This is a genomic window from Xanthobacter autotrophicus, from assembly GCF_029991245.1.
Lineage (GTDB): Bacteria > Pseudomonadota > Alphaproteobacteria > Rhizobiales > Xanthobacteraceae > Xanthobacter > Xanthobacter autotrophicus_C.
In genome coordinates this window covers 1-398 of record NZ_JAIVFO010000450.1, presented here as the reverse complement: position 1 = coordinate 398, position 398 = coordinate 1, and the positions used below count along the sequence as shown (strand labels likewise).

Genomic DNA, 398 nt, shown 5'->3' with positions numbered 1-398 from the left:
GGCCCGGAGCGGTCGCGGACACGCCGATACGCCTGCGGCGACCCGGGGAGGTCGCCGTCACCAGGTGCCGGTCAGACCGGCTGCATCTCCTTGAGCTCTTCCGAGTGGAGGTCGAGCATCGCGACCGCCGCGGCCTGGGCCAGGCGGTCGTTCTCGTCCTGCAGACGGGCGATGAGCTCTTCCAGGTCGCGCACGCGCACGCGGAGACGGGTGTTCTCCGACATGACAGAAGCGGCGGTCCGCTGGTCGCTGTGGAAGGTGCCGAGCAGCGCCTTGGCCATGTAGTGAAGCCTTCCGGAATACGGTTGACAGCCCGATCTGCGGGCCGTCTTCAAGGGTGACACTTGGGGCCCGTCCGGTCAATTACGGACGGCCACCGAACCCGCCTGGTCAGGACC

General features: G+C 68.3%; 1 protein-coding gene. It reads right to left on the bottom strand.

Annotated elements, in window-relative coordinates; genetic code table 11:
• Positions 1-71 precede the first annotated feature (71 nt).
• Positions 72-281 (bottom strand): hypothetical protein, encoded by a 210-nt coding sequence (locus K9U41_RS23635; RefSeq protein WP_282643252.1) that lies wholly within the window; start codon positions 279-281, stop codon positions 72-74.
• Between the last annotated feature and the right edge of the window lie 117 nt (positions 282-398).

Bases quoted from the DNA above. Each gene is read 5' to 3' on its own strand.
- K9U41_RS23635 (WP_282643252.1), bottom strand. From the start codon at position 281: ATGGCCAAGGCGCTGCTCGGCACCTTCCACAGCGACCAGCGGACCGCC.